Below are 21,239 nucleotides of genomic sequence, written 5' to 3'. Positions count from 1 at the left end.
TCATGAGTGTCTCGAACAAGGAACAGGGTCATCACAAAGAAGCGCTACTGCCCGGCGCGCGGGATATCGATGCACTGGTGCGCGCCGAGCATATCGATCCTTTTGCGATTCTCGGCCCTCACGCCGATGGCGTTGGCGGGCAGTTCATTCGCGCTTATCTGCCGGGCGCCCTGAGTGTAGAAGTACTGGCCAGGGACTCGGGCGAAGCGCTTGGCAATCTTCAAGCCACAGAAACACCTGGGTTGTTTGTCGGGCATTTCCAGCGTGCACAAGCGTACCTGCTGCGCACCCGTTGGGCCGGCGGTGAGCAAACGGCCGAAGACCCTTACAGCTTTGGCCCGTTGTTGGGCGAAATGGATTTGTACCTGTTTGCCGAAGGCAATCACCGCGATCTCAGCGCGTGCCTCGGTGCGCAACTCAAGACCGTGGATGGCGTCGACGGTGTGCGTTTCGCCGTGTGGGCGCCGAATGCCCGGCGGGTGTCGGTGGTCGGCGATTTCAACGTCTGGGACGGGCGCCGGCATCCGATGCGCCTGCGTCATCCCACCGGTGTCTGGGAGTTGTTCATCCCGCGCCTGCAAGCCGGGGAGACTTACAAATACGAGATTCTCGGCGCCCACGGCATTCTGCCGTTGAAGGCCGATCCCATGGCGCTGGCCACCAGCCTGCCACCGGACACCGCCTCGAAAGTATCTTCACCCTTGAGCATCGACTGGCAGGACCAGGACTGGATGATGTCCCGGGGCGATCGCCACCGGGTGACGGCGCCCTTGTCGATCTACGAATTGCACGCCGGCTCGTGGCAATGTGAGCTGGATGACCTGGGCGAAGTGGCCCGCCAGTACACCTGGCCCGAACTGACCGAGCGGCTGATTCCCTATGTCAAAGACCTGGGCTTCACGCACATCGAACTGATGCCGATCATGGAGCATCCATTCGGCGGTTCGTGGGGCTATCAATTGCTGTCGCAATTCGCACCGAGTGCGCGGTATGGCACGCCGGACGAGTTCGCCGCATTCATCAACGCCTGCCACCAGGCCGAACTCGGGGTGATCCTCGATTGGGTGCCGGCGCATTTTCCCACCGATACCCACGGTCTGGCCCAGTTCGACGGCACAGCCCTGTACGAGTACGGCAACCCGCAGGAAGGGTTCCATCAGGACTGGGACACCCTGATCTACAACCTCGGCCGCACCGAGGTGCACGGCTACATGCTGGCGTCGGCGCTGCACTGGCTCAAGCATTTTCATGTCGACGGCCTGCGGGTCGATGCGGTGGCCTCGATGCTGTATCGCGACTATTCGCGCAAGGCCGGCGAATGGATACCGAACCGCCACGGCGGGCGCGAGAACCTGGAAGCCATCGACTTCCTGCGCCACCTCAATGACGTCGTAGCCCTGGAAGCGCCCGGTGCGCTGGTGATCGCCGAAGAATCCACCGCCTGGCCAGGTGTCAGCCAGGGCACGCAACAGGGCGGCCTGGGCTTTGCCTACAAATGGAACATGGGCTGGATGCACGACTCGCTGCACTACATCCAGCAGGACCCGGTGTACCGCGCCCATCACCACAACGAGCTGAGTTTCGGCCTGGTGTATGCCTGGTCCGAGCGCTTCATCCTGCCGATCTCCCACGACGAGGTGGTACACGGCAAGCACTCGCTGATCGACAAAATGCCCGGCGACCGCTGGCAGAAATTCGCCAACCTGCGGGCCTACCTGAGTTTCATGTGGGCGCATCCGGGCAAGAAGTTGCTGTTCATGGGCTGCGAATTCGGCCAGTGGCGCGAGTGGAACCACGACCAGCAACTGGACTGGTACCTGTTGCAGTACTCCGAGCACAAGGGCGTGCAGAAACTGGTCGGCGACCTCAATCGCCTGTACCGCGAAGAGCCTGCGCTGCATGAGCAGGATGACGTGCCCCAGGGTTTCCAATGGTTGATCGGCGATGATGCGATCAACAGCGTTTATGCGTGGTTGCGCTGGAGCAAGGACGGTAAACCGGTGTTGGTGGTGGCCAACTTCACGCCGGTGCCGCGCGAGGCTTATCGGGTGGGGGTGCCGTTTGCCGGGCAGTGGAGTGAGGTGCTCAACAGCGATTCGTCTATCTATGCGGGGTCCAATTATGGGAACAGCGGCGGGGCGCTGGCCGAGGAAACGCCGAGCCATGGGCAGGCGTTGTCGTTGGTGCTGAATTTGCCGCCGTTGGCGGTGTTGATATTGAGGCCGGGCGATTTAGGATAGCTAGCAGAGTCTAAGCGGGTGCTTCCCCATTAAGTTATGTATCGATGATGGGGAGGTGCCTGAAAGGGTAATGGTTTTTAATGTTTAGAGAGTTCCTAGACGAAACCGAACATTGACAGGGCATTTTGCTTGTTTTGGCTCGGTTTGAATTTAAATAAGTCGAAATCAATAATAAGTGCTCTGTCATTAATTATTTTTACATTGTCGGCTTTGTTGTCGCCAAGTTCTCTGTCCATGCTTTCAAGTTCGGCAAGTAGCTTTTCTTTTTGTTTGCTGGTTCGATATTGCGATTCATTCATAGTCATCCCTTCAATGAAAGGAGTCTTCATGATCAAAATACCTTCCAGTGTGCGGATTGCAGATGCCGTAGCATATTGTTTGTAAGTGCCGCTGTAAGCTTTCTGGAAGAAGTAATTCCATCCCTCCACTGCGTGATTGATATTTGAAGTTGTATCGTTTTTTATAGAGTTTGAGGCTGCGATATCTGTGGGGGTGGTCTTGTAGATTTTATAGGCTGTTTGGCCGACTTGCCATACTTCGCCAAATCCTCCAGCACCCAGCGCCTTACCCTCTAATCTTATATTGTTGAGTGAGATTGTTTCTTTGGTTATGTCTGCTCTTCGTTTGGCAATAGTATTTTCAGGAGTGGTTGAAGTCTGCTTGTTAGTCAGCTCTGATACATCAATAGTTTCCCTCCTGTTCTGCTGGTAGAGTCTGTTCCTTCTTGCCGGAATGTAGAGTCCGGGAACTTCTGCTTCACGCTCCGAAGCTGACGAAGGACGCCGAGTCATCCGACCATCTGGATCAAAAAAAACCGTGGGTGCGTTCTTCATCGCGATGAACAGATTCATCCCATCTACATACCCCGCCGGATCCGGATTAATCCACCGCTGCAACCATGGCGCGTAATACCTGAAACCATAATAATAAAGTCCCGTCGCATCCCGCTCCTTACCCGAATAACGCACGTTCTTGTACTTGGCCTCAGTTGCGGATCGCGCCGCCCAGCAAGCCGTGCCGCCAAACGGGTAATACCATTCCTGGCTGATCAGGTCGCCGTTTTGATCCAGCTCCAGTGCGCTGGATTGCAGGTGGTCATTGAGGTTGTAACGCACCTGGTCGTTGGTAATGTTTTCCGGTTTTTTGGCGATCCAATGCAGCACCTGCACGCTGTTATTGCCAGTGCTGGCTGTGATCACGTGGAGAATTTCACCGGTGCCGCCATGGCTGTGGATTTCCAAACCTGGCAGGTAGCGCACCTCGCTGATCAGCGTGCGCGCATTGGTCTGGTTTACACGAAGCTTGCGAACCCGTTGGCCGCCGCCGTCGTAGAGGTAGCGCTCGTAGTCGTCATTACCACTGTCGCGGACCACCGGGCGTACGCTGGACAGTTGATTGCGCAGGTCCCAGCCGAGCGCTTGGCCCGCTTGCAGCTCGTATAAGTTGCCGTTGGCGTCGAAGCCCGCGGCCAGCTCTTCTTCAGTCGGAGGCCGATCATTGCGTTCGGGCAGGCAGCGGTTGCTGTATTGGGCGCGGGTCAGGGTTCGACTGTGGGACTGAGCCCCGACATGTGTCAGGTCCAGCAGATTACCGCCTGCGTCGTAGTGGTAGGTCTGGGTGTAACTGGCAACATGGTCTGGATCGAGGGGCTGGGGTTGAAGGTCGGGCAGGGCGGGACCGCCGCCACCGGTTCTGCCCTCCCAACCCGTGGCTTCGATCAACTGATCGAGGGTGTCATAGCGGTAGGTCTTGATCGGTTCGATACGCTGGTTGTTGAAGTAGCGGATCGGCTGGGCGGTGTCCTTGAGAGTTCGCACGTTGCCGGCGGCGTCGTAACGGTATTTCAGATTTTGCAGCGGCGTGCCGTTGGCTTTGTGGGCACTCAAGACGATGAGGCGGCCATCCGCAGCTTCGTAGTGGTGGCGGGTGATCACGCCGTTGCCGGCGGTTTCCGACTCGATCTGGCCGAAGGCGTTGTACTGTAGATCGCTGACCAGCATTCGTTCTGTCTGGCCGGGACCGGCCAAGGTCAGTCGCGTGTCGTTCAATTCGCCCGCGACGGTGTAGGTAAAACGCTGATGATTGCCCAGTGCATCGATTTGTCGGAGCAGTTCACCGCTGGCGGCAAAATGCAGCGCGGTACTGGCACCCTCAATGGGTTCAAGTAACGCATCGCGCGCGGGTACGCTTTCGGGCCAGTCGGGCGGCAGAGTGTCGAGCAAAAAATGTCGGGTCTGTTGTAGCACCACGCCAGCAATGCCGAGTTCGCGCAGGTGCAGCGTCCCGGCCGGATCGTCATGGCGAATCAACTGGCCGCACAGATTATGCGAGGCGGCGTCGGCATCGACTCCCGCATACGTAAAACGCTCAAGCACACACTTGGCGATATCTTCACCGTCTTCATGCACGGCCACCGGTCGCAGCAGTTCATCGAACTCTGAGAACGAGTGACTACCACGGCCATCCCAAGCCTCAACACGCTGCCCGGCAGCACCCGGCAACGCCACCCGCCAACCCGAATCCACGCTGTCACTCGACAACGGAACAGCAGACAAACTGAATAACTGACTGAGATTGGCCGGCACCGACAAATCGTTCTGCGCCAAGGCAAACAGATGCGGATCACGGCTAGCCACGGGCCGGCCAGCGGCATCGAAGCGTTGATGCGTCACCCGCGCTTCGAGCGGATCGGCTGCCTCGCGCCGATGGTACTGAATGGCCCTGACCGCCAGCCCGCGTGCGTCTGAAACCGCAAGGGTTGGCGTGCCGTGATGCGCATAGTCCACAGACATCCGTGACGACCTTGATCAGGGTGACTTGCCCATCACAATGCATCATCGCCAATGCTGTGGAAACTGTAAGAAATACCAGTTTTTACCAACATATTCGCGGGTTGCTGCGCTGAAGCAAGGACGGTAAACCGGAGCTGGTGGTGGCCAACTTCACGCCGGTGCCGCGCGAGGCTTATCGGGTGGGGGTGCCGTTTGCCGGGCAGTGGAGTGAGGTGCTCAACAGCGATTTGTCTATCTATGCGGGGTCCAATTATGGGAACAGCGGCGGGGCGCTGGCCGAGGAAACGCCGAGCCATGGGCAGGCGTTGTCGTTGGTGCTGAATTTGCCGCCGTTGGCGGTGTTGATGGTAAGACTACCTTCGGTTTCTCTATGGAGCAGGCTTGCTATGGAAGGCATCGAGCCTGTCGCGTGGTGGGGTAATCTCGCTAGTGCTCAACTTGCTTTTGTTGAGGATGTTGATATTTCGGCCTTGAAAAGTAAAAGCTATTTCTAGTTTTGGCGCGAGGAAGCTCCGGTTTGCGTCAATTTAAATTGAGAGGCTGTAAATTTTGTCATCCTAGGGGTGAGGACTTGAGGGCGACCAAGTGCATTGATAACTTGGCCTATATTTTCAATGGGTTGAGAGGTAATGTATTTTTTTAACGCTTTCCTTGTGGCTGATGAAAATTGTGGAAGATCGGCAGCAACACGCAAGCCTATGCCGTTGAGCATGTCGCTGCCAAAAAATAGTAGGTCTTTCGGTGTTAGCTCAGGCAAGTCGGTTCTGTGAACAAAGTTGTAATGAGTTAGTACGGTCTGCTCATTTTCGCTCAATAATAGACGCTTGAAAAAATTAGGGCGTTCTTTGAGCCACGGCAATGTAGATAAACGTTGGTGGCTAATTTGTCGTAGATTAGGATTAAGTAAATCTGAAAACTCGACGTGTGAGTGCCCTTTAAGACTTTCAAAAGAAGCGTCGTAACGAAAACTGCCGAAAGTTGAATTTGACTTAAGCGAGGCTCCTGTTTCTAGCGAAAAAAACGTGAAATCGTCAGTCGCAAAATACATGAGGTCTTCAGGTGCGGTATGTTCTGTGGTGTTTGGAGCTAGTCTTCCCGTTTCCTGGAGTTTCTTTCGCGATAGAAAATCTATGCTGCCGTCTAAGTTTCTGAAGTCGCTTTTACTAAAGTGAACAACTTTGTAGTCGAAGGGTGATAAATTGGCGATCGTCGACGCCACCTTACTTTGTGAAATGTCGTAGATGTCCAATTCAGCCAAGAGATTGTCGATGTTCTGATTTGAAATTCTACTGATTGCTTCAATACCCGACTCTCCCTCAGCCCTCAGGCCCTTGAGTCTGGATCCAAGCGAAAACATTCTGTTGTATGCTGCTTCACCATAGGTATTCATCTCTTCCTGAGTAAGGGTATTGGTACCGTTTGGATCGCCCCATATAATGGGATTGTTGCGCACAAATCTGTATAGATTGAGACCATCAATTTCAGCGGCAGGATCTGGATTAATCCACCGCTGCAACCACGGTGCGTAATACCTGAGCCCATAATAGTAAAGCCCCGTCGCATCCCGTTCCTTGCCCGAATAGTGCACAGTTTTGTATTTGGCTTGGGTGGCCGAGCGTGCCGCGAAGCAAGCGGTACCGCCAAACGGGTAATACCACTCCTGACTAATCAGATCGGCGTTTTGGTCCAGTTCCAGTGCACTGGATTTCAAGTGGTCACTAAGGCTGTAACGCACCTGATTATTGGCGATGTCTGCGGGCTGCCCGGCCACCCAATGCAGCACCTGCACGCTGTTGCTGCCTGCGCTGGCGGTAATTACGTGAAGGATTTCCCCGGTGCCACCGTGACTGCGGATCTCCACTCCTGGCAGGTAGCGCACTTCACGGACCAGTGTGCGGACGTTGGTTTGAGTTGCGCCTAGTTTGCGGACCCGCTGGCCACCGCCGTCGTACAAATAGCGCTCGTAATCATCATTGCCGTCTGCGCGAATGACAGGGCGCACCGTTGACAGTTGGTTGCGCAAGTCCCACTCCATCACCTGGCCGGCTTGCAACTCACGCAGGTTGCCATTGGCATCGAATCCGGCGGCCAGTTCGGCTTCGGTCGGTGGACGGCCGTTGCGCTCGGGCAGGCAGCGGTTGCTGTATTGGACGCGGGTCAAGGTGCGGCCTTGAGGTTGGGGGCCAGCGTGCACCAGTTCCAGCAGATTACCGCCAGCGTCGCAGTGGTAAGTCTGGGTGTACTGGGCGATCTGGTTGGGGTCGAGAGGCAAGGGATGCAGGTTGGGCAGGGTGGGGCCGCCGTGGCCGTTTTTGGCTTCCCAACCCGAGGCTTCGATCAATTGATAGAGGGTGTCGTAGCGATAGGTCTTTATCGGTTCGATGCGCTGGTTGTTGAAGTAGCGGATCGGCTGGGCTTCGTCCTTGAGGCTCAGCACGTTGCCGGCGGCGTCGTAACTGTATTTCAGATCTTGCAGCAGTGTGCCGTTGGTTTTGTGGGCGCTCAAGACGATGAGGCGGCCATCCACAGGATCGTAGTGGTGACGAGTGATCACCCCATTGCCGGCGGTTTGCGCCTCGATCTGGCCGAACGCGTTGTAACGAAGATCGCTGACCAATGTCCTCTCTGGCTGAACATCGCCGGTCAGGGTCAGACGGGTGTCTTTCAACTCGCCAGCGACGGTGTAGGCGAGACTCTGCAGGTTGCCCAAGGCGTCAATTTGCTGGAGCAGTTCCGTGCCGGGTGCGTAGGTGTGAGACGTGGTCGCACCCTCGCCGGGTTCGAGCAAAGCATCGCGCGCGGGTACGCTGTCGGGCCAGTTAACCGGGTCGGTACCCAACAAAAAGTGCCGGGTCTGTTGCAGTAGCGCGCCAGCGAGGCCTAGTTCATTCAGATGCAGTGTTCCCGCCGGGTCGTCATGGCGAATCAATTGGCCGCACAGATTGCGCGAGGCAGCATCGGCATCGATTCCCGCATAACTAAAACGCTCAAGAACCTGCTCGGCGACATCCACGCCACGTTCAATTACGACCACCGGCCGCAACAGCTCATCAAACTCAGACTCAGAGTGGCTGCCACGCCCGTCCCAAGCCTCGACACGTTGCCCGGCCGCACCGTACAAAGCTACTTGCCAACCTGCATCCACGCTCTCGCTCGACAGCGGAACAGCAGACAAACTGAACACCTGGCTGAGATTGGCCGGCACCGACGCATTGTTCTGTGCCAAAGCAAACAGATACGGATCACGACTGGCCATCGGCCGCCCGGCGGCATCGAACCGTTGATGCGTCACCCGCGCTTCAACCGGATCGCCCGCCAGCCGCCGATGGTACTGGATAGCCCTGATCGCCAGTCCCCGCGGATCTGATACCGCAAGAACGGGTGTGCCGTGATGCGCATAGCCCAGTGACATTCGTGATGCTCTCGATCAGCGTGACCTGCCATCACAATGCATCAGCCGCAGGGCCGCGGATACTGTAAGAAATGCCAGTTTTCACCAGCGCATCCGCACACCCAGGCTGCCAATCAACCCGTTCAGGTCATTGTCGTCCACGTCGCTGCTGTAGTCGGCGCTGACGTACAGGCTCACGGTCGGGGTCACCCTGGCGACCAGACCCAGGCCCAGTTCAACGGTCGAGGACTTGCGGCTACTGCTGATCTTGTCGACCTGATCGAGGGTCACCGTGTTGCCGGTGTACACGGTGTGCCACAAGTTGGTCCGCACGTAAGGTTCCACCGGCATCCCTTTGATGTCGTAACTGCCTTTCAAGCGCGCACCGACCCGGCCACTCCACGAGGTCAGGTCAGTAGAAGATGCGCTGCCCGAACCGGCATATGGGGTGTCCAGGGTGATGCGCTGATTGATCAATTGCGCTTGGGGTTCAATCACCCAGTTTTCGCCCAGACCGATAGGGAAGCCACCTTCCACCGACAGCGTCATCGCGCTGCCCTCTGTGGCTCTTCGAGTCCCTTGTTCGTTGCGGCTGAAACCGCTGACCCGGCCACCGCTGGCTGTCAGGTCGACGTACCAGCCTTGTGGCCCGGTCAGGCTCCAATAGGCGCCGAGGCTGTGCCCCTGGAGGTTGAGCGTGTCGCGGTTGGGGTCGGACATTGCCGGGGTGATCTGTGCACCGTTGTTGTTTATCTGGTACTGGCTCGTGCCACCGACCAGGCCAACCCTCTGCGTATGGCCGCTGGCGCTTTGCAGGGTGAGGATCGCCGGGCCTTTGAGTTCGTGGGTGCCGGGACCGGCCAGCCCCTGGGAAAGGTAATCGGTTTGTGCCTGGTAAGAGGGCTGGCCGTAGAGTTGGTCCCAGGCCGCAGGTGCGGCGTCTTCGGTGGTCAGGCTGGAGCTGCGCAGATCGGGATGAGTGCTGAATTGACCGGGCCAGGTTGCAACAAAACTAGACAAACCGGGCGTCGGGATGTCCTGTCGATACCACGGCGTAGCTTCCTGCTCGGCAGTAGCGGCTTGCACTTCCATGGAGGAACACAGCAGGAGTGAAATAGATACAGTGCAAAAAGTGATTTTGATCTCTTGTGAGGTGAGTGAAGTTTTCATGGAGGTCTACCTTGCAGTCGCATGAGGTATCTCGCTCTGGCGTCTCTCCTACTCCGAATGAGGGGCGACCGAATGGATTAGGGGTCATCCCGGGCCGCCCGTTTTTACGGGAGCCTGAGGCTCGTCCTGGTGGTGTTTCCGGGGGTAGTCAGGTGAGTCAAGAAGACCGAAACGGTCGCGTCAAGACGATGGCCGATAAATGGTAATGGATTAAAAGAGTGATTGACGGTGTGTCTACAAGTGCTTGTTTTTCCTAAGGATCGACAAAAAAATCCTGGGGATGGAGCGGTTTCGACCCTCACCACTTCACCTGAACCCCAGGTTACCGAACGTTCCCTTTGTTGGGTTTCGACCTGATTCAAAGATGCACTTCCACCGCCAGCGGCAAATGGTCTGAAAGGTGCGTCCAAGGCTTGTGCCCGAGTATTTTCGGCTCGTGGCTGCTGGCATTGCGCAGGTAGACGCGATCCAGGCGCAACAAGGGAAACCGCGCGGGGTAGGTTTTGGCCGGGCGGCCATGGTGGCGTTCGAAGGCTTCGTGCAAGTAATCGCGGCGGGCCAGGGCGGCATTGCCTTGCATCTGCCAATCGTTGAAGTCGCCGGCAATGATCACCGGCGCCTGTTCAGGCAGGGACTCAAGGAGCTGACAGAGCAACTGCAACTGCAACTGACGATGGCTCTCCAGCAGGCTGAGGTGCACGCAGATGGCGTGGACTTCGTTATGCCCCGGCACGTCCAGCACGCAGTGCAGCAAGCCGCGGCGTTCCGGGCCGGTAATGGAAACATCCAGGTTTCGGTACTCGCGGATCGGGTATTTCGACAGCAGGGCATTGCCATGATGACCGTCGGGATAGACGGCATTGCGCCCGTAGGCGAAGTCACTCCACATGCTGTCGGCGAGAAATTCATACTGCGAGGTTTGTGGCCAATCGTTGTAGCGGGAAGAGTGACGATCGTGCTCGCCGACGACTTCTTGCAGAAACACCAGGTCTGCCGACGTACTGCGCACCGCTTCACGTAGCTCGGGGAGGATGAAGCGCCGATTGAGCGCGGTAAATCCCTTGTGGGTATTGACCGTCAGCACGCGAAGCCGATGAATCGCCGGGGGCGTGTTCAAAGGTGTTGATTCGGCTGCCTGTCGTGATGGATGACTGGCCACATGCACTCCTCTGATTCAGGGCTGCTTATGTATGCGACTGATGCGACGGCATGCAGTTCAGTCTGATGGATTGCGCTTTCAAACCAACACGATTTCATAAGGCAAACGGATACGCTCCAGCAGCGTTCGCGGCAGCAACGGCGCAAGGCCGATGGCCGGTTCGCCGTCGAGCTGGCTGGCGTAGGCGTGGATGGCGTGGCTTTTGCGGGCAATGGTCCAGGTGTCGAGACGTACCTTGCGGGCACGGTGCCAGGGAATCAGCTCCCGGTCCCGTGCCGGCCAGTGCCAGGCCCAGAACGGTACGTCGTTATAGCTTGCCCCTGCATTGGCTGCCGCCCTGGCGCTGGCACGGCCAACGGTGTCGTGGTCGACGTTGCCGTCCTGGCGCCAAGTGCTGAACACCACATCACCGGGGCGCAGGTAGCGCGTGATGAACTGGACGATCTGATCTTCGTGCTCTGCCAGCGCGTTGTCGGTAAACCCGCCACGAATCCACTTCAGGCTGTGCATCGGCAACCCGAGTCGGCGGATGGCTTCGACGCTTTCCTGGGGGCGAAACACGCTGAGGCGTTTTTCCGACCACTGGCGGGAGCCCGGATGGCTGGCGCTGCCGTCGGTGATCGAGATCAATTGCAGCGGGTGGCCCAGGTTGCTGAGCAATTGCAACAGGCCGCCGCAGGTCACGACTTCATCGCCGGGGTGCGGGGCAATGAGCACCGCGCGTGCGCCCCTGGGCACCAGGGATTGGAGGCTGATGACTGGAATGTTGTCCAGTTGCGGGGCACTGTTCCAGATCTGTGATGGCAGGCTGGTTTCGCTGACGGAAACGGATTTCATGGGTATTACGTCCTTGTTCTGCTTCGCCTTCAGTCGTGCGCGGGTCTAGCCCGGCCGACCCGTGAGGGCTGGTGGATAGCGTGGTGCGACAACCCCAACCCTGGAGGGTCGCGAATCGAGTATTGACTATGTCACGCTATTCGTCGCGTCGCGAACTCCACCCAAATGACTTTTCCGCTCTGCGGCAGTAGCGCGGTGAATTCCTCGACCTCGTCGTTACTCCTCTTCCTCATGCTGCAACTCGAACAGCAGCATCGAGCGGCCGGTGACCGAGTACTCGTGGCCAAACTCGAAGCGCTCCTGGCCACGGATCGACGGCTGGTTGGTGTCGATCATGCAGGTCCAGAAACCACCGTCAGGCACTTCCGGCAGGCGGAAATTGACGATGTCGTGATGGGCATTGAACACCAGCATCAACGTCGCGTCGGCGCCTTTGCGGCGAATGCCGGTTTCCTGGGCACGGCCATCGAGCAACATGCCCAGGCAGCGATTGTGCGCATCGTGCCATTGCTTGGTGGTCATTTGCGAACCGTCCGGCGCCAGCCAGGTCACGTCCTTGACGCCGATGTCTTCGTTGTAATTCCCCACCAGAAAACGCCCACGGCGCAGGATCGGGTAAGTCAGGCGCAACTTGATCAGGCGTTTGACGAACTTGAGCAGGGCCTTGCCGTCTTCGCTGAGGTCCCAGTTGACCCAGCCGATCTCGCTGTCCTGGCAGTAGGCATTGTTGTTGCCGTCCTGGGTGCGGGCGAACTCGTCGCCGGCCACCAGCATTGGCGTGCCCTGGGCCAGCAGCAGGGTGGCGAAGAAGTTGCGCATCTGCCGATGGCGTAGCGCGTTGATCTCGGGGTCGTCGGTGGGGCCTTCGACGCCATGGTTCCACGACAGGTTGTTGTTGCTGCCGTCCTGATTGTCTTCGTCGTTGGCTTCGTTGTGCTTGTCGTTGTACGACACCAGGTCATTGAGCGTGAAGCCGTCATGGGCGGTGACGAAGTTCACGGATGAGTAGGGCCGCCGGCCACGCTGATTGAACATTTCGCCCGACGCGGTCAGGCGGCTGGCAAAGTCCGCCAACTGCCCGTCATCGCCTTTCCAGAACGAGCGTACTGTGTCGCGGAATTTGTCGTTCCACTCGACCCACCCCGGCGGGAAGCGACCGACCTGGTAACCGCCGGGACCGCAGTCCCAGGGTTCGGCAATCAGTTTGACCTGGCGCAGTACCGGGTCCTGGCGGCAGGCGACAAGGAAACTGTGGCGTTCATTGAAACCGCCGTGGTAACGCCCGAGAATGGTCGCCAGGTCGAAGCGGAAACCGTCCACGTGCATTTCCGAGGCCCAGTAGCGCAGGGAGTCGGTGACCATTTGCAGCACACAGGGGTGGCTCAGGTCCAGGGTGTTGCCGGTGCCGGAATCGTTGATATAGAAGCGTTTGTCCTCCGGCATCAGGCGGTAGTAGGACGCGTTGTCGATGCCACGCATCGACAGGGTCGGGCCTTGTTCGTTGCCCTCGGCGGTGTGGTTGTAGACCACGTCGAGGATCACTTCCAGATTGGCTTCGTGCAGGTGCGCAACCATTTCCTTGAATTCGGCAATCTTGCCGCTGGCCAGGTAGCGCGGGTCGGGGGCGAAGAAGGCAATGCTGTTGTAGCCCCAGTAATTGGTCATGCCCTTGTGCAGCAAATGCTGGTCGTTGACGAACGCGTGTATTGGCAGCAACTCCACGGTCGACACGCCGAGCTTGCGGATGTGTTCCACCACATCATCGACCATCAACCCGGCAAAGGTGCCGCGCACGTTTTCGGGAACCGAGGGGTGGCGCATGCTGAAACCGCGGACATGGGTTTCATAAATGATCGTCTTGTCCCATGGCACGCTGACTCGATGATCGTGGCCCCAGGTGTGCGCCGGGTCGATGACCTTGCACTTGGGTACGAAGGGCGCGCTGTCTCGTTCGTCGAAGCTGAGGTCGGCGTCGGGATGGCCGATGGTGTAGCCGAACAGCGCTTCGGACCATTTAAGCTTGCCGACCAGTTGTTTGGCGTAGGGATCGATCAGCAGCTTGTTGGGGTTGAAGCGATGGCCGTTGGCCGGGTCGTACGGACCGTAGACGCGATAGCCGTAGATCTGCCCTGGATGGGCGTCGGGCAAGTAGCCGTGATAGATCTCGTCGGTGTATTCGGGCAGTTCGATGCGTTCGAGCTCCACCTCGCCGGTGTCGTCGAACAGGCACAGTTCAACCCGGGTGGCGTGGGCGGAAAACAGGGCGAAGTTGACTCCCAGTCCATCCCAGGTGGCACCCAGCGGGAAGGGCAGGCCTTCACGGATTCGCGTGGCTTCAGCGCGAGGGGCTGGCGCGGCGGCTTTCTTTGGACTGGTCATAGGTACTCCTGTTGTTGCGAGCCTGCTCTGGGCGGCGTTCCGACGATGGCGGTGTGTCAGCCAACCTTGGCATTGAATGTTGAAGCGCTTTCGCGAGCAGGCTCGCTCCCACAGAAATCGGGAACGGACCGCAGGTTAGTGAGCGACGCTGATCCCTTGTGGGAGCGAGCCTGCTCGCGAAGAGGCCATCAGACTCAATACCCATGTTGACTCTTTACGAGCCCCATCAGGACAAAGGCTGGCGGCCTCAAATTGCGGGCGGTTTTCGCGGCGCCCGAGGCTTTTTCTCGGCGGCCTTTTCTCCCGGCGGGATCACTTTCGAAGCCGCCGCTGGTTTGGCCTTGGTCTTCGGCGCGGCGGTCTTGCCGTTGAGTGTCTTGTCCGGGACGGGTTTCGCGTCAGCGGATTTCTTCGGCGCAGCTTTGCTGGCGGCGGCCTTCGGTGACTTTTTCGGGGCCAGGGCTTCGGCCTCTGCCAGCTTGCGCGCCATCTCCCAGTGGCGGGCTTCCTGACCTTCGGGTTTTCCTTCGGACTCCCAGATCTGATAGGCGAATTCGCGGATGCGTTTATCGTCGGTACTCATCGCAATGCTCCTGAACTGACTCAAGTGTGGCTCGTTTGAATAATGAGATTGACCGGGAAATCCCCCAGCGCGGCGCTGACCAGCAGCTCCCTGTGTTTTGTGACTGTGACGCCGGAAAAAAGTCCCTTCAGATGTTCGTCAGGGACGGTGAACGGCAATTTGATCCGGGTATCGCCCCACAGCGGCGCGTGGATCTGTGGCTCGGCACTGTTTTCCAGCAGTTCGGCACAACGTATCGGCACAATCACGATGGCGCGTTTTCCCTCCCGTTCACGGACAAAACCCAGCACTCGATGGGCCTCGCTGCCCACCACTTCCAAGGCCTGGTAGGTGCCACGCCGAAACAGCTCGGCGTGCTCGGCACGCAAACCCAGGGTGCGCGCAATCAAGGCCTGCTTGATGCGCCCGTCACGCCAGTTCGGCAGCAGATCGGGTAGATCCGCAGGTTGCTGCATCGCCTGCTGGCGGCTGGCGTAATCCACCGATCGACGGTTGTCCGGATCGACCAGGCTGAAGTCCCAGAACTCGTTGCCCTGATACAGATCCGGCACGCCCGGCACGGTCATGCGCAGCAAGGTTTGCGCCAATCCGTTGAGCGCGCCGGGGACGGCGATCGACCGGGCAGCCTTGGCGAGGGCTGTACGCAAAAGCACACCTTCGGGGCTAAGCAGCAGGCGTTGGATGAAATCCTCGGTCGCTTGCTCATAAGCGTCATTCGGAGCGCTCCAGCTGCTTTGCAGTTTGGCTTCGCGCAAGGCTTTGCGTTGCCACTGCCAGAGGCGTTTTGCGTAGTCCTCCAGCGACGATGGATGATCGATACCCAACTCCAGCGGCCAACTGCCGAGGAGCGTCTGATACAGAATCAACTCGTCACCCGCCGACGGCACTTGATCGTCACTGCGCAATGGCCGGGCGAGGGCGCGCCACAGGCCGATCTGGTCGGTATACCAGCTATTGCGTTCGCTCAAGACCGCCAGCCGCGCCCGCGTATCTTCGCCGCGCTTGTGGTCATGGGTGGCGCTGGCCAGCAGATTGTCCGCGAAGCTGTGCAGACGCTCGATGCAGGCTTGATGAAAGTCGGCAACCGGCGCACTGAACTGCCCGGTGTTGAACCCCACGTCATTGCGCGAGAGCAGGACGGCCGACCGATAGAACGCGGTGTCTTCCACCGCTTTCGCCGCGGCCGGTGAGGTCAGTTGCTGGAAACGTACGCAGGCGTGCTTGAGCCGTTTGCGCGCGCGACCGGCCGGGCGTTGCCGCCAGGGCTCACCGCCAAGCCAGCCGGCCAGGCAGTCGAGCACCGGCCAGTCTGCCTCACCCAGGGTTTGGCGGGCGCCGTCCATGGCCTGCTGGAAAAACACCTCGCCTTGGGCTGAACGGCCAAGGGCACTGATGTAGGTGCGGTACACCGGGAAATGCACGATCAACGCCTGCAAGGCCCGGCGAATGGCGCCGAGGGTCAGGTCGCGGGTCATGAGGTTGTCCCGTGCCACTTGCAGCAAGGCCTGGGCGACGCTTTCGCAATCCCCGGCCAGGGAACCATTGAGGATCTGCTGGCGCGCGAGCTGCGCCTCGAGGGAAAAGTCGGCGGACCGCTCGCTGTGACGCTGCCAGCGTTCGGCCAGTGCCTGCTCACCCCGGGGATCATGTTGCAGCAGTGACAACTGGTTCATGAACTCGTAGCCGGTGGTGCCATCCACAGACCAGTCGCGAGGCAGGGTTTCGCCTGCGCCGAGGATCTTTTCGACATAGATGGGCAGATGGCGCCCCGGGGACAGACTGTCGACCCGACGGCGCAGTTTTCGGCAGTAGCCCCGCGGGTCGGCAAGGCCGTCGATGTGGTCGATGCGCAACCCGTCGATCAGCCCTTCAGCCACCAGTTGGAAGATTTTCCCGTGGGTGGCTTCGAACACAGCGGGACGCTCGACACGCAGTCCGCCGAGCTCATTGATATCAAAGAAGCGCCGCCAGTTGATGTCATCGGCGGCGGTGCGCCAACTGGCCAGGCGATAGCTCTGGCGCTCCAGCAGGTTGTGCAGGCGCTGGAAGCCTCCGCCGGTCAGTGAATCGTAGTTTTTCAGGTGCTGCTCAATGGCTTGGGCAATGGCCGGATCGCTGATCAGGTCGCGTAGTTCTGCCTTCAGTGGAATGGCCAGGCTGTGGGCGTCGGTCTGGTAGCTCAGGGTGCTGAAGCGATCGGCCAGGGACTTGAGTTGTTCGGTCTGTTGCGTCTCGAGAGGCGCATCGACCTTGAGCAATTCGCCGTAATCCCAAGGGCAAATGGGGAAGCGGTGTTCGTAGTGCTCGACATGAAAGCTGCCGTGCCAGGCATCGAAGCGCAGGGGCAGGGTGCCGTCCTGCAACGCGACGCCGTAGTCACTACCGAGAAACGGCAGGAGTAACTGGCCCTCCATCAACGGATCAGGTGAGTGCCACTGGATATCGAAAAACTCGCCATAGGGGCTCAAGCGTCCCCACTCCAGCAAATCCAGCCACCAGGGATTATCACTGCCGCCGACCGCCATGTGGTTGGAGACGATGTCGAGGATCAAGCCCATGTTCTGCGCATGCAATGCGCTGACCAGGCTGCGTAGTGCAACCTCGCCGCCCAGTTCCGGGTTGACCCGGGTCGGGTCGACCACGTCGTAGCCATGCATCGACCCGGCGCGAGCACGAAGCAGCGGAGAGGCATAGATATGGCTAATGCCGAGGCGGGCGAAATACGGCACCAGTGGCACGGCATCTTCGAGCGTGAAGCCTTTGTGAAATTGCAGGCGCAAGGTGGCGCGCAGTGGTCGGGTCGGCACTTGAGTCATCGATCACGCTCGGCCGCCTGGAGTCGCGCACAGGCGAGCAGTTCCAGGCGCCGCGCGGCATCCGCGCCATCGAGCAGGACTTCGCTGTAACCGGGCAGGCGCCGCGACCAGTTCGGGTGGGTGTCGATGGTGCCCGGCAGGTTGGCCTGTTGTTCCACGCCAAGGGCATCTTCCAGCGGCAGCAGCACCAAGGGTGCCCGGGTATGACCGAGGAAGCGCACGCTGGCGTCGAGCACCTGGTCGGTTTCGTGGGACTCTTCGCGAAAGTTCTGCGGGTCCTGGCTCAACGCCCGGCGCAGGCCTTCGCGCTCACGTTCACGGTGCTGGCGCCATTCGATTTCACCGCTGGCATCGACCATGCCGAGCCGGGCGTTCCAGTCGATATCACGACCATGCCACCAGCCGTTGAGGGTGGGCAGGTCATGGGTGCTGGTGGTCGCCAGGGCGTTGTCCGGCCAGTCGAGGATCGGCTTGAAGTGCGTGTTGTCCTGTTCGAACAGCAACACCCGCATGCCGAGCATCGAACGGGCGATGAGCTTTTCCCGCAGGCCGTCCGGTACGGTGCCGAGGTCTTCGCCGAGGACGATGGCCTGGTGACGATGGGACTCCAGGGTCAGCAAGCGCAGCAGATCGTCCACCGGGTAATACAGGTAGGCGCCGTCGGCCGGCGGAGAGCCGTTGGGGATCACCCACAAACGCTGTAAGCCCATGACGTGATCGATGCGCAAACCACCGGAATGGGCGAAATTGGCCCGCAGCATTTCGATGAAGGCACGGAAACCATTGCGCACCAGGCCTTCGGGGGAAAACGCGGAAATCCCCCACCCTTGGCCGCTGCGGTTGAGAATGTCCGGCGGCGCACCGACAGTGAGGGAGGCTAGCAGTTCGTCCTGACGACTCCAGGCCTGGCTGCCACCGCCATCGGCGCCAACGGCCAGATCGGCGATCAGGCCGATACTCATGCCGCTGGCGCGAGCGGCGGTTTGCGCGCGTTCCAGACAACGCGTGATCAGCCACTGACAGAAGGCAAAGAAACCGATTCGCCCGGCGTTCTCTTCGGCGAATGCCGCCAGTTCGGCGCTGCGCGGGTTGCGCCAGGGTTCGGGCCACTGCCGCCAATCGAGGTGTTCGCCGCGGGCGGCGCGAGCCTCCTGGATGGCTTCGAAGCGACAGTGGTTTTCCAGCGCTTCGCCAGCGGCGTGACGAAAACTGCTGAAGTCCTCGTGCAACGGGTGTTCACCCTGGACGAAACCTTCATAGAGCGACTGAAGTAACCGGTGCTTGGCTTCGGCGGCGGCCGGCCAGTCGATCAACGGGCGCTCTTCCAGCGCCTTGAGTTCAATGGCCAGGCCGGTGGTATCAATGGCGGTACGCAATGCGCGTTCACCGAGAATGGTGCCGGGGGCGCAGTAAAGGCTGTTGAGAAACAAACGGCTGGACGGCGAATAGGGGCTGTAGCGTTGGGTGTCACTGGAAAACATCGCATGCAACGGGCTGATTGCCAGCGCCTCGGCACCACGTTCACCGGCCACCCGGGCGAGATCCTCCAGCGCCTGGGTGTCACCAAATCCGCCATCGCCGGGGCGGCGTAATCCATACAGCTGCACGCTCAGGCCCCAGGCACGCGGGATCGGGTTGTCCACGGCGTCGGCCACGCTGTAGCAACGGGGCGGGGCCACCGCCAGAGTGAAAGTTTGCCCGTCGATGCTGACCTGTTGATAGCCGATCGGTACCAGCCCAGGCAGCACCGAGTTGGCGTCCAGTTTCAGGTTGAGCCGCGAGCCGTCCTCAAGGTGGATTTCACAAGGAGTTTGGGGCTCGAAAAAACGCGCCAGGTCCAGGCCGGCACCCACATCGACGGTCATCAAAGGCGGCAAGTGCGAGGTCTGTTGCGCCGCCTGCAATTCCAGCAGGCTGGCGTCGATTTCCTGGGCACTGCCGGCCGGGTGGCCAAGTCCGGTCAGCACGTTGCGCAACACTGACGGCGCGACTTTTTGCGGGCGGCCGTTGGCGTCGATCCAATCGACCGCGAGGCCGGCACGGCTGGCCAGGATTTCCAGTTGCGCATCACTCATGGACGCTCTCCAAACGAGGTACAAAGGGGGCTGCGGCCGTGAGGCTGACGAGCGCGCAATACGGGGCAAGGGTGTTTTGGTCCAGCAGCCCTGCGTTCTGTGGCGGGTATTCGAACAACCGTGTGGCAGCGGACTGTGAGGTGTGGACTACGGGCCTGGCGCTCAGGTTCAGGTCAATGCGCAGTTGGCTGCCGTCGCCCAAGCGCCAGGATGCACTGACCGCGCCTTGGCCCAGCACATCGGCGCCCAATGCCTGGGCTCCCGGCAGGCGCGGGATGATGTGTCGGTGACGGATCTGCAACAGTCGGCGATACAGGTCGTGCATCTCGCAGTGGCCGGTCGATGGCAGGACAGGGCGGGACGCTGAGAACGTCTGCGGATCATTCGGGTCCGGAATGTGTTCGCGCAGGATCGGGTCGGCAAAGGCGCTGAACGCCGCGAACTCGTTGCGCCGACCGTCGCGAACCTGTTTGGCCAATTCACCGTGATGGCTGGTGAAAAACAGGAAGGGTTGCTCGACGGCAAACTCGTCGCCCATGAACAGCAGCGGAATCATCGGCGACAACAGCAGCAACACCGTGGCGGCCCGTAGCGCTTGCGGGTGGGCCAGTTGATGCAGGCGCTCGCCGAAGGCCCGGTTGCCGATCTGGTCATGATTCTGCAAAAACAGGATGAATGCACTGGGTGGCAAATGCCCGCTGGGTTCGCCGCGCGCCACACCATGCCGGTTGATATGACCCTGGAACACGAAACCCTGACTCAGACAGCGCGCCAGCTGTTCGGTGGGGTTTTGCGCGTAGTCGGCGTAATAGGCCTCGGTTTCACCGGTGAGCAATACGTGCAGGGCGTTGTGGCCGTCGTCATTCCATTGCGCGTCGTAATCGTGTTCGAGCAGGCTGGCCTGGTTGTGTTCGTTCTCCACCATCAGCCAGACATGCCGCGCCGGTCCCGTCTGCTGGTGCACCCGTTGGGCCAGCTCCTGGAGGAAATCCGGGTCTTCGATGGCGTGCACCGCGTCCAGGCGTAAACCGTCGAAACGGTATTCCAGCAGCCACATCAAGGCGTTTTCGATGAAGAAGTCTCGTACTTCGCGACGGCCCAAGTCGATGGCCGCGCCCCACGGCGTGTGTTTGTCTTCGCGAAAAAAGCCCTTGGCATAACGATGCAGGTAATTGCCGTGCGGGCCGAAGTGGTTGTAGACCACGTCGAGAATCACCGCCAGCCCATGGCCGTGGGCGGTGTCGATCAAGTGCTTGAGCTGCTCGGGGGAGCCATATGAAGCCTGGGGCGCGTAGGGCAGGACGCCGTCATAACCCCAATTGCGCTCACCGGGAAACTGCGCGATGGGCATCAGCTCGATCGCGCTGATGCCGAGTTCGACCAGCCGCGCCAGGTGCTGCTCGACGGCACTGAAGCCGCCGAGCGCACCGACATGCAACTCGTAGATCACCGCTTCGTTCCATGGCCGTCCCAGCCAGGCACTGTGCTGCCACGCATAGGCCAGCGGATCGACCACCACACTGTGCCGGTCAATATCGCCTGCCTGGGCGCGGGAGGCCGGGTCGGGCACTTCCAGTTCGCCGTCGATGCTGTAGCGGTAACGCGTACCTGCCGGGCATCGGGTGTTGATCACGAACCAGCCGTCGGCCTGGGGCAGCAACGGCAAGGACTGTCCATTTTCCAGTTCGACACTGACGTAAAACGCATCTGGCGCCCACAACGCGAATCGCGTGTGCTCTGCGTCCAGCATGATTGCGCCGTGGGGCCAGGTCTCAAGGGTCCGTAACGGCATCTTGA

General features: G+C 59.7%; 11 protein-coding genes and 1 pseudogene. 2 read left to right on the top strand and 10 right to left on the bottom strand.

Translation table 11 applies throughout. From position 1 onward, the window contains the following. Nucleotides 1-2: 2 nt before the first annotated feature. Nucleotides 3-2,240: a 1,4-alpha-glucan branching protein GlgB gene (gene glgB, locus B0D71_RS04005; protein ID WP_103393577.1), complete on the top strand. Its 2,238-nt coding sequence runs from the start codon at nt 3-5 to the stop codon at nt 2,238-2,240. 95 nt (nt 2,241-2,335) lie between these two features. Here glgB and B0D71_RS04000 read toward each other — a convergent pair whose 3' ends face one another. After that, complete coding sequence (locus B0D71_RS04000; protein ID WP_103393576.1) at nt 2,336-5,032, bottom strand: RHS repeat domain-containing protein; 2,697 nt, start codon at nt 5,030-5,032, stop codon at nt 2,336-2,338. Nucleotides 5,033-5,145: 113 nt separating this feature from the next. Between B0D71_RS04000 and B0D71_RS03995 the strand changes: the two are divergent. Then, nucleotides 5,146-5,385 (top strand): annotated as a pseudogene (locus B0D71_RS03995) (alpha amylase C-terminal domain-containing protein); the annotation flags it as partial. Nucleotides 5,386-5,522: 137 nt separating this feature from the next. On the opposite strand, the gene B0D71_RS03990 reads toward B0D71_RS03995, so the two are convergent. The 9 genes from B0D71_RS03990 to treZ all read right to left on the bottom strand — a co-directional run bounded on the left by B0D71_RS03990 (nt 5,523) and on the right by treZ (nt 21,234). Beyond that, nucleotides 5,523-8,444 (bottom strand): RHS repeat-associated core domain-containing protein, encoded by a 2,922-nt coding sequence (locus B0D71_RS03990; protein WP_240635664.1) that lies wholly within the window; start codon nt 8,442-8,444, stop codon nt 5,523-5,525. A gap of 81 nt (nt 8,445-8,525) precedes the next feature. Continuing rightward, on the bottom strand, nt 8,526-9,593 hold the full coding sequence (locus B0D71_RS03985; RefSeq protein WP_103393575.1) for an autotransporter domain-containing protein: 1,068 nt from the start codon (nt 9,591-9,593) through the stop codon (nt 8,526-8,528). 358 nt (nt 9,594-9,951) lie between these two features. Then, on the bottom strand, nt 9,952-10,752 hold the full coding sequence (locus B0D71_RS03980; RefSeq protein ID WP_103393574.1) for an endonuclease/exonuclease/phosphatase family protein: 801 nt from the start codon (nt 10,750-10,752) through the stop codon (nt 9,952-9,954). Nucleotides 10,753-10,830: 78 nt separating this feature from the next. Next, entirely contained in the window at nt 10,831-11,589 is a 759-nt protein-coding gene (locus B0D71_RS03975; protein WP_103393573.1) for a PIG-L deacetylase family protein, read from the bottom strand. A 216-nt stretch (nt 11,590-11,805) separates the two neighbouring features. After that, on the bottom strand, nt 11,806-13,968 hold the full coding sequence (gene glgX / locus B0D71_RS03970; RefSeq protein WP_103393572.1) for a glycogen debranching protein GlgX: 2,163 nt from the start codon (nt 13,966-13,968) through the stop codon (nt 11,806-11,808). Between the two features lie 247 nt (nt 13,969-14,215). Next, the gene (locus B0D71_RS03965) at nt 14,216-14,551 is read right to left on the bottom strand and encodes a DUF2934 domain-containing protein (RefSeq protein WP_103393571.1); all 336 of its coding nucleotides are present in this window, start codon (nt 14,549-14,551) and stop codon (nt 14,216-14,218) included. Between the two features lie 20 nt (nt 14,552-14,571). Then, on the bottom strand, nt 14,572-17,367 hold the full coding sequence (locus B0D71_RS03960) for a malto-oligosyltrehalose synthase (RefSeq protein WP_103393570.1): 2,796 nt from the start codon (nt 17,365-17,367) through the stop codon (nt 14,572-14,574). After that, on the bottom strand, nt 17,364-19,442 hold the full coding sequence (gene malQ / locus B0D71_RS03955) for a 4-alpha-glucanotransferase (protein WP_103393569.1): 2,079 nt from the start codon (nt 19,440-19,442) through the stop codon (nt 17,364-17,366). Before malQ ends, B0D71_RS03960 begins: the two co-directional genes overlap by 4 nt. After that, complete coding sequence (gene treZ, locus B0D71_RS03950) at nt 19,435-21,234, bottom strand: malto-oligosyltrehalose trehalohydrolase (protein ID WP_103393568.1); 1,800 nt, start codon at nt 21,232-21,234, stop codon at nt 19,435-19,437. Before treZ ends, malQ begins: the two co-directional genes overlap by 8 nt. Nucleotides 21,235-21,239: the final 5 nt, after the last annotated feature.

It is taken from the genome of Pseudomonas laurylsulfativorans (assembly GCF_002906155.1).
Taxonomy (GTDB): domain Bacteria; phylum Pseudomonadota; class Gammaproteobacteria; order Pseudomonadales; family Pseudomonadaceae; genus Aquipseudomonas; species Aquipseudomonas laurylsulfativorans.
The sequence above is the reverse complement of the archived record's forward strand: the minus strand, read 5'-3'. Positions and strand labels throughout refer to the sequence as shown.

Coding starts and splice junctions, on each gene's coding strand:
- glgB (WP_103393577.1), top strand. CDS start 3: ATGAGTGTCTCGAACAAGGAACAGGGTCATCACAAAGAAGCGCTACTG.
- B0D71_RS04000 (WP_103393576.1), bottom strand. CDS start 5,032: ATGTCTGTGGACTATGCGCATCACGGCACGCCAACCCTTGCGGTTTCA.
- B0D71_RS03990 (WP_240635664.1), bottom strand. CDS start 8,444: ATGTCACTGGGCTATGCGCATCACGGCACACCCGTTCTTGCGGTATCA.
- B0D71_RS03985 (WP_103393575.1), bottom strand. CDS start 9,593: ATGAAAACTTCACTCACCTCACAAGAGATCAAAATCACTTTTTGCACT.
- B0D71_RS03975 (WP_103393573.1), bottom strand. CDS start 11,589: ATGAAATCCGTTTCCGTCAGCGAAACCAGCCTGCCATCACAGATCTGG.
- glgX (WP_103393572.1), bottom strand. CDS start 13,968: ATGACCAGTCCAAAGAAAGCCGCCGCGCCAGCCCCTCGCGCTGAAGCC.
- B0D71_RS03965 (WP_103393571.1), bottom strand. CDS start 14,551: ATGAGTACCGACGATAAACGCATCCGCGAATTCGCCTATCAGATCTGG.
- B0D71_RS03960 (WP_103393570.1), bottom strand. CDS start 17,367: ATGACTCAAGTGCCGACCCGACCACTGCGCGCCACCTTGCGCCTGCAA.
- malQ (WP_103393569.1), bottom strand. CDS start 19,442: ATGAGTGATGCGCAACTGGAAATCCTGGCCAGCCGTGCCGGCCTCGCG.
- treZ (WP_103393568.1), bottom strand. CDS start 21,234: ATGCCGTTACGGACCCTTGAGACCTGGCCCCACGGCGCAATCATGCTG.